This window comes from Pseudonocardia sp., assembly GCF_035305885.1.
Lineage (GTDB): Bacteria > Actinomycetota > Actinomycetes > Mycobacteriales > Pseudonocardiaceae > Pseudonocardia.
This window is the reverse complement of sequence record NZ_DATGOP010000041.1, coordinates 1-6,793: the sequence shown is the minus strand read 5'-3', so window position 1 is coordinate 6,793 and position 6,793 is coordinate 1. Positions and strand designations below refer to the sequence as shown.

Here is a 6,793-nt window from a genome sequence, read left to right as displayed (position 1 = left end):
TCCGGACGGCGCACCGTGGTGCTGTGGCAGCCGCCGGAGATCGCCTCGTGGCGCCCGCCGGCCGAGGACGCGGAGGGCGGCACCGGCTCTGCGGACCGGCAGGTCCTCGAGCCGGCGTCGATGCGCCGCGCCGACCCCGACGAGCCGGACCCGTGGGCGCTGCCCGGCGCCGCCGCCGAGGATCCCGAAGCGGAGCCAGTGGCCGCGGAGGTACCGCCGGAGCACCCGCGCCGGTCCGCGACGGCCGAGGCCGCCGAGCTGCTCGCCGACCTGGCCGCCGCCGGTGCGCGCAGCCTGGCGTTCACCCGCTCCCGGCGGGGCGCCGAGTCGGTGGCGCAGCAGGCGCGCGACCACCTGCGTCACGCCCCCGATGCCGCCGGCCGCATCGCCGCCTACCGCGGCGGCTACCTCCCCGAGGAGCGCCGCGAGCTCGAGCAGGCCCTGCGCACGGGCGACCTGCTCGGCCTGGCCACGACCAACGCGCTCGAGCTCGGGGTCGACATCTCGGGCCTGGACGCCGTCCTCGTCGCGGGCTGGCCGGGCACCCGCATGTCGCTGTGGCAGCAGGCCGGACGCGCGGGGCGGGCAGGCGCCGACGGCCTCGTCGCGTTCGTCGCGCGCGAGGACCCGCTGGACACCTACCTCGTGACCCACCCGGAGGCCGTCTTCGACGCCCCGCTCGAGGCGACGGTGTTCGACCCCGCGAACCCGCACGTCCTCGCACCGCACCTCTGCGCGGCGGCCCAGGAGGCCCCCCTGCGCACCGAGGACCTCGCACTGTTCGGCGACCCGGCGCACGTGCGCGGTGTGCTCGACGTGCTCGTCGCGCGCGGCGCCCTGCGACGGCGGACCTCCGGCTGGTACTGGACGCACCACCAGGCCGCCACCGGGCTGACGGACCTGCGCGGTGCGGGCGGGACGCCGGTGCGCGTCGTCGAGCACGGCACCGGGCGCATGCTCGGCACGGTCGACGCCTCGTCCGCAGACGGGCAGGTGCACGACGGCGCCGTGTACGTGCACCAGGGCACCACCTACGTGGTGAACCACCTGGACCTCACCGACCACACCGCCGTCGTGCAGCGTCGCAAGCTCGACTACGGCACGTGGTCCCGCTCGGTCATGTCCGTCGCCATCGAGGGCTGGGACGACGACGGCGCACCCGGTCCCGAGACGGACGGCACCGGCCACGCCCTCCTGACCCGGGAATGGGGGCCTGTCACCTGGGGCCTCGGTCCCGTCGAGGTGACGTCGCAGGTGGTGAGCTTCCAGCGCCGTCGCCTGCCCGACATGCAGGTGCTCGGGACCGAGCAGCTCGAGCTGCCCGAGCACACCCTCGGCACCGTGGCGGTGTGGTGGTCGGTGCCCGAGTGGGTGCTCCGCGCCTCCGACATCACACCCGAGCAGACTCCCGGCGCCCTGCACGCCGCCGAGCACGCCGCGATCGGCCTGCTCCCGCTGCTGGCGACGTGCGACCGCTGGGACCTCGGCGGCGTCTCGACCGAGCTGCACCCCGACACCGGTGAGGCGACCGTCTTCGTCTACGACGCCTACCCCGGCGGGGCGGGCTTCGCCGAGCGCGCCTACCACCTCGGTGCCACGTGGCTGCGGGCCACGCGCGACGCGATCGCCGCCTGCCCCTGCTCCGACGGGTGCCCCGCGTGCGTGCAGTCTCCGAAGTGCGGCTCCTACAACGCGCCGCTCGACAAGGACGCCGCGGTCCGGTTCCTCGACGCCGTCCTGTCCCACGAGCCGGAGCCGGCGGCCGACGGCGCGGCGGACGCCCCCGGCGTCACTCGCCCAGCCGCTTGAACGGCCGCGTCGAGAACACGACCTCCACCGCGACGCCGAAGTACTCGGCGATCCTCAGTGCCAGGTGCAGCGACGGGCTGTACTCGCCCCGCTCGAGGTATCCGACCGTCTGGTAGTGCACCCCGAGCGCCTCCGCGAGCTCACGCCGCGAGACGCCGCGCTCGGCGCGCAGCATCGCGATGCGGTTGTGGACGACGTCGGACTGCTCAGCCACCAACTCAGTACCCCTTGGTCATGAAGCGCTCCCGCGCCGCCGCCACCGTGGAACCCGACTCCCGGCGCGCCATCCTGCGCAGCACGATCGGCGCCAGCACCATACCCACGACGGCCCACAGTCCGAGCACCCCGATCATCTCGAGCGTGCGCCACGACCCGCCGATCTCCGCCGCGGCCAGGCTGTCCGGGAGCATGGCCGACCGGGCGCCCAGCCCCAGCCAGTAGTAGGGGAACGCCTGCCCCACCACCTGCAGCCAGCCGGGCAGCGCGGTGATCGGGTAGAAGATGCCGGACGGGATGATCAGCAGCATCGAGATCAGGAACAGCAGACCCGTCTGCGCCGACGACGTGAACAGCGAGCCGAGCGCGACGCTGATCGGGACCGTCGCCACCATGCCCAGCACGAAGATCATGATCAGCAGGACCGCCGTGCGCAGGTCGAGCCGCAGGTCGCCCGCCACCGTGAACGCCGGGATGACCAGCGCGAGCAGGCTGACGGCGGTGGTCAGCGCGAACATGAGGATCTTGCCCACCAGGTAGCCGATCATCCCGTTCGGCGTGGCCTTGGCACGCAGCAGCGTGCCGTCCTCCCGGTCGACGGCGATCGTGCTCGCCGCCCCCGTCAAGCCACCCAGCGCGATCGACATGCCCACGAGGCTCGGCAGCACCATCGCACCGAGCGCGAAGTCCGTGCCGGGCACCGTGCTCCCGCGCATGAACAGCAGCACCACCGCGTAGATCACCGGGAACGCGAGGTACCAGATCACGTCCCCCGCCTCCATGAAGGAGTACTTGGTCTCGAGCCAGCCGCGGGTCAGTCCCGCTCGCACGGCCGCGCGCCGCGCCTCGACCCGGCCGGCCCCGCTCGTGGTCGTCGTGGTCATGCCTGCACCTCCTCGGTCCGGTCCGTCTGCTCGCCGCCCGCGGACGGTCGGCCGCCCGCCGTCTCGGCCCGGTGGACCAGCGTCATGTACGTGTCCTCGAGGCTGGCCCGACGGACCTCGAGCTCGGTGACGTCGGGGTCGTTCGCGAGCAGCCGCCGGACGAACGCCGTCGGGTCGCCGTCCTCGACCGCGTGGACGTGCCTGCGGCCGCCGACCGTCCAGCGCACCTCCGCCTGCGTGGTGAGCTCCCGGGCGAGCTGGTCCGCTGTGCCGTCGGCCACGATGGTGCCGCCGTCCAGCACGAGGATGCGGTCGGCGAGCTTCTCCGCCTCGTCGAGGTCGTGCGTGGTGAGCAGGACGGTCGTGTTCTCGAAGTCGGCCAGCCGGTGCACCAGGTCGTGGAACTCGCGCCGGGCGTGCGGGTCGAACCCCGCCGTCGGCTCGTCGAGGAAGACCAGCTCGGGCCGGCCGACGATGCCGATCGCCACGTCGAGCCGCCTGCGCTGGCCGCCCGAGAGCTTCTGCACCTTCAGGTCGGCGTGCTCCGTGAGCCCCACGACGTCGATCAGCTCGTCCACGTCCCACGGCCGTGGCACGTCGGTGGTCCCGTACGGCGCGTAGAACCGCGCGAGGTAGCCGAGCAGGTCGCGCACCCGCCAGCGGCTGTGGTCCCGCCAGGACTGGAGCACCACGCCCAGGCGGGCGCGCCATGCCTCGTCGCCGCGCGCCGGGTCCTGCCCCAGCACCGACACCTCGCCGGCCGACCGCATGCGGAAGCCCTCGAGGATCTCGATCGTGGTCGTCTTGCCGGCGCCGTTCGGGCCGAGCAGCGCGAGGACCTCACCGCGCCGCGCCGTGAACGACACCCCGGTGAGCACGTCCTTCGTCCCGTACCGCATGCGCAGGTCGCGCACGTCGATGACCGGCCCCGGAGATGTCGGTGGCGCCTGTGCCCTCATCGCACTCTCCATATCCTCCATAGCAGAGATACTACGATCCGTAGCGGGGCCATGTCATCGTCTTTTTCGTCGTCGCCTCTGTCGCCGTCGGTCCGGTCCGCTGCGGCCGGTCCGCCCGTGGCCCGGCGCGGGCCGACGCGTGCGCCCGGCCCGGCACCAGCGCGCGCGCCGGCCCCCCGACGGGCCGCGCCGCGGCCACGCGCACCACCCCGCCGCCCAGCACCTCGCACGCCGCGACCTCCGCACCGTTCCGCGACACCGTCGCGCGCGCCGTGCCGCACGGGTCGAACCCGTCGCGCAGCGCCGTCGCCCCGGCGATCGCCGCCAGGTCTGCCGCGCTCTGCGCCGCACCGCGAGCGTTCTGCGCCGCCCCGAGTGCCCCGACGCCGACCACGAGCAGCAGCGTCACCGCGACCAGCCCGAGCACGAGCACCGTCCCGGATCCCCGTTCGCGGTCCACGGCACGCCCGCCGGGCTGGTCCACGGCACGCCCGCCGGGCTCTCGTGCCGCGCGCACCCGGCCTGCCGTCCTCACGGCTCCACCCACGCCGTCGCCGACCCGGTCGCCCGGAGCGGGCCGGCCCAGCCGCCCTGCGCCACCGGCCGCGTCACGGTGACCTGCACCCACTCGCCCTCGTGGGCGAGCGTCAGCTCCGCCCCGGGACCGCCGACGCGCTCCACCGCGGCCCGCACGGCTCCGGGGCCCTCCCCGACGGCCACCGCCCGCGCCCCCGCACGGGCCGCGTCCAGGGCGCGCATCTGCGCCGTGGACGCGGCCGTGAGGGTGAGCACGGCGACGAGGACCACCAGCACGACGGGCAGGCCGACGGCCAGCTCCGCCGTGACCGTGCCTCGTTCCGACTCACGTGCGGCCATCGGTCACCCCAGCGTGAGGGCCGACTGGATGAGGGACGTGAGCATCCCCTTGATGTCGCCGCCCTTGACCACCGCGAGCAGGATCCCCGCGAACGTCGCGGCAGCCACCGTCACGATCGCGTACTCCGCCGTGGCCAGCCCGCTCTCCGCGTCGTCCCCGCAGACCCGCGGCCGCGGGCTCTCCGGCTCGGGGCACGCCGGCGCTGTCACCGTCATCTCTCCTCCGTCTCCGCCCGTCACCGGGCTGATCGGCCCGGGCGACGCTGTTCGCCCCCGGGCGTCCTGTCCGGCCCGCACACGCGGGCCCCACCCGCCGGACGGCGGGCGGCACCGGTGCGCGGTCGCGCACCGACGTCGTCGTCCTGCGGTCGGCCGGCGCTCAGCCGGCGAGCAGGTCGATCCCGAGCGCCAGCAGCACCGGGACGAGCCCGACCAGCAGGAACGCGGGCAAGTAGCAGAGGCCGGTCGGCAGCACCATCCGCACGCCGAGCCGCGCGGCGGCGTGCCGCGTCGTCACCCGGCGCCGCAGCCGCACCTCGTCACCGGCCGCGCGCAGCGCCTCGCTCGGCGACGCGCCGTCCACCCAGGCGCCGGCGAGCGCCCGGCCGAGCGGCGCGAGCGCCGCGGGTACGCCCGCCCATGCGCGGTCCCAGGGGGCACCGAGGACGAGGGCGCGGGCTGCCCGGACGAGCCCGTCGCCGTCCGCTCCGCCGATCGCCGCCCCGACCGCCTCCAGCGCCCGCGGCACGCCCGCGCCGGCCCGCAGGGCGGCCGCCGTCAGCGCGAGCTGGACCATGAGGTCGACGCCCGGCCGGTCGGGTCCGCGGGCCGCTGCGACGAGCCGGTCCGCCCAGACCCGCCCGAGACCTGCCATCACCAGGCCGAGCACGACGGACGCCGTCCCGACCCCGCCGTCGGTCGCCGACGCCACCGGGTCCGCGCCGAGCCCCCAGCCCAGCAGCGCGCCGGCGAGCGGGAGCCACACGAGCAGCTGCCCGGTGGTCCGTGGCGCCGCGAGCGCCGCGTCCCGGTCCGCCGTCGCCTCGGCCTCCGCCACGAGCGTCCCGGCGACCTCCTCCAGGACGCGCCCGAGCGGTGCGCCGACGTCGAGCGCGAGCCTCGTCGCCGCGACGACCGCCTCCGCGTGCCGCGGCCCGAGCACCTGGGCGAGCCCGTCCTGGTCGGGGACGCCGGTGAGACCCGCGCCGACACCGGCCGCACGTGACCACGCCACGCCAGGCGACGCACCCGCCCGGAGGAGCGCGACGACCTGCATGACCAGCACACGGACGTCCCCGCCCGGCCCCGGCCGGCTTCCCGGCCGCCGCCCGGGTCGCCCCAGCGGTCGCCGCGTGGGCCTGGCGGGGCCGCGCGTCGCGGCCGCTTCGTCGAGGACCAGCACCTCGCGCACCCGCCGGCCGCCGCCCGCGAGCAGGAGCCAGCCTCCGGCCGCGACGAGCGCACCGACCGCCCCGGCGGTCACCACGGCCCGAACCGCCGCGCGAGCTCGTCCCAGGCACCGGGGTCGACGGCGACGTCGCCGTCCGGTGCCCTGCGGGCGGCTGTCCGCACCTCCAGCTCCCCGCCCGCGTCGCGGCCGACCAGGCCGATCTCGGCGAGGTACCGCACGTCTCTCGACCGCCGCAGGTGGAGCACCACGTCGATCGCCCCTGCCGCCTGCGCCGCGACCGCCTCGCGCGTCATGCCGGCCAGGCCGGCGAGAGCCTCCAGCCGGGCGGGGACCACCCCCACGGCGTTGGCGTGCAGCGTCGCGAACCCGCCGTCGTGCCCGGTGTTCATCGCCATGAGCACCTCGCGGACCTCGGCGCCACGGCACTCACCGAGCACGATCCGGTCGGGCCGCATCCGCAGGGCGTTCCGGACGAGTCCCGCGAGGTCGACGGCGCCTGCGCCCTCGACGTTGGCGCGCCGGGCCGCGAGGTGCACCACGTGCGGGTGGTGGGGGCGCAGCTCCCGCGCCTCCTCGACGGTCACGACGCGCTCGGTCGCGGGCACGAGCGAGAGGAGTGCGGCGAGGAGCGTCGTCTT

General features: G+C 75.9%; 9 protein-coding genes. 1 reads left to right on the top strand and 8 read right to left on the bottom strand.

Annotated features, from left to right (window positions below; all coding sequences use genetic code 11):
- Positions 1-1,809: DEAD/DEAH box helicase (locus VKZ81_RS08185; RefSeq protein WP_324240840.1), on the top strand; the 1,809-nt coding region annotated here is incomplete at its 5' end.
- On the opposite strand, the gene VKZ81_RS08180 is transcribed toward VKZ81_RS08185, so the two are convergent.
- The 8 genes from VKZ81_RS08180 to VKZ81_RS08145 all read right to left on the bottom strand — a co-directional run.
- A complete protein-coding gene (locus VKZ81_RS08180; RefSeq protein WP_171107966.1) occupies positions 1,790-1,984 on the bottom strand; it encodes a helix-turn-helix transcriptional regulator in 195 nt (64 codons plus the stop codon). The genes VKZ81_RS08185 and VKZ81_RS08180 overlap by 20 nt on opposite strands.
- Before the next feature lie 43 nt (positions 1,985-2,027).
- The gene (locus VKZ81_RS08175) at positions 2,028-2,909 is read right to left on the bottom strand and encodes an ABC transporter permease (protein ID WP_324240839.1); all 882 of its coding nucleotides are present in this window, start codon (positions 2,907-2,909) and stop codon (positions 2,028-2,030) included.
- Positions 2,906-3,868 (bottom strand): ABC transporter ATP-binding protein, encoded by a 963-nt coding sequence (locus VKZ81_RS08170; RefSeq protein WP_324240838.1) that lies wholly within the window; start codon positions 3,866-3,868, stop codon positions 2,906-2,908. The genes VKZ81_RS08175 and VKZ81_RS08170 overlap by 4 nt, the downstream gene beginning before the upstream one ends.
- A gap of 31 nt (positions 3,869-3,899) precedes the next feature.
- Positions 3,900-4,328, bottom strand: coding sequence for an Rv3654c family TadE-like protein (locus VKZ81_RS08165; protein WP_324240837.1), 429 nt, complete (start codon positions 4,326-4,328; stop codon positions 3,900-3,902).
- A 71-nt stretch (positions 4,329-4,399) separates the two neighbouring features.
- Entirely contained in the window at positions 4,400-4,744 is a 345-nt protein-coding gene (locus tag VKZ81_RS08160; protein WP_324240836.1) for a TadE family type IV pilus minor pilin, read from the bottom strand.
- A gap of 3 nt (positions 4,745-4,747) precedes the next feature.
- Complete coding sequence (locus tag VKZ81_RS08155) at positions 4,748-4,960, bottom strand: DUF4244 domain-containing protein (protein WP_189086848.1); 213 nt, start codon at positions 4,958-4,960, stop codon at positions 4,748-4,750.
- Between the two features lie 163 nt (positions 4,961-5,123).
- The gene (locus VKZ81_RS08150) at positions 5,124-6,230 is read right to left on the bottom strand and encodes a type II secretion system F family protein (protein WP_324240835.1); all 1,107 of its coding nucleotides are present in this window, start codon (positions 6,228-6,230) and stop codon (positions 5,124-5,126) included.
- On the bottom strand, positions 6,224-6,793 hold a 570-nt coding region (locus VKZ81_RS08145; protein ID WP_324240834.1), incomplete at its 5' end, for an ATPase, T2SS/T4P/T4SS family. The genes VKZ81_RS08150 and VKZ81_RS08145, both read right to left, overlap by 7 nt.

Bases quoted from the DNA above. Each gene is read 5' to 3' on its own strand.
- VKZ81_RS08155 (WP_189086848.1), bottom strand. From the start codon at position 4,960: ATGACGGTGACAGCGCCGGCGTGCCCCGAGCCGGAGAGCCCGCGGCCG.
- VKZ81_RS08160 (WP_324240836.1), bottom strand. From the start codon at position 4,744: ATGGCCGCACGTGAGTCGGAACGAGGCACGGTCACGGCGGAGCTGGCC.
- VKZ81_RS08180 (WP_171107966.1), bottom strand. From the start codon at position 1,984: ATGCTGCGCGCCGAGCGCGGCGTCTCGCGGCGTGAGCTCGCGGAGGCG.
- VKZ81_RS08170 (WP_324240838.1), bottom strand. From the start codon at position 3,868: ATGAGGGCACAGGCGCCACCGACATCTCCGGGGCCGGTCATCGACGTG.
- VKZ81_RS08175 (WP_324240839.1), bottom strand. From the start codon at position 2,909: ATGACCACGACGACCACGAGCGGGGCCGGCCGGGTCGAGGCGCGGCGC.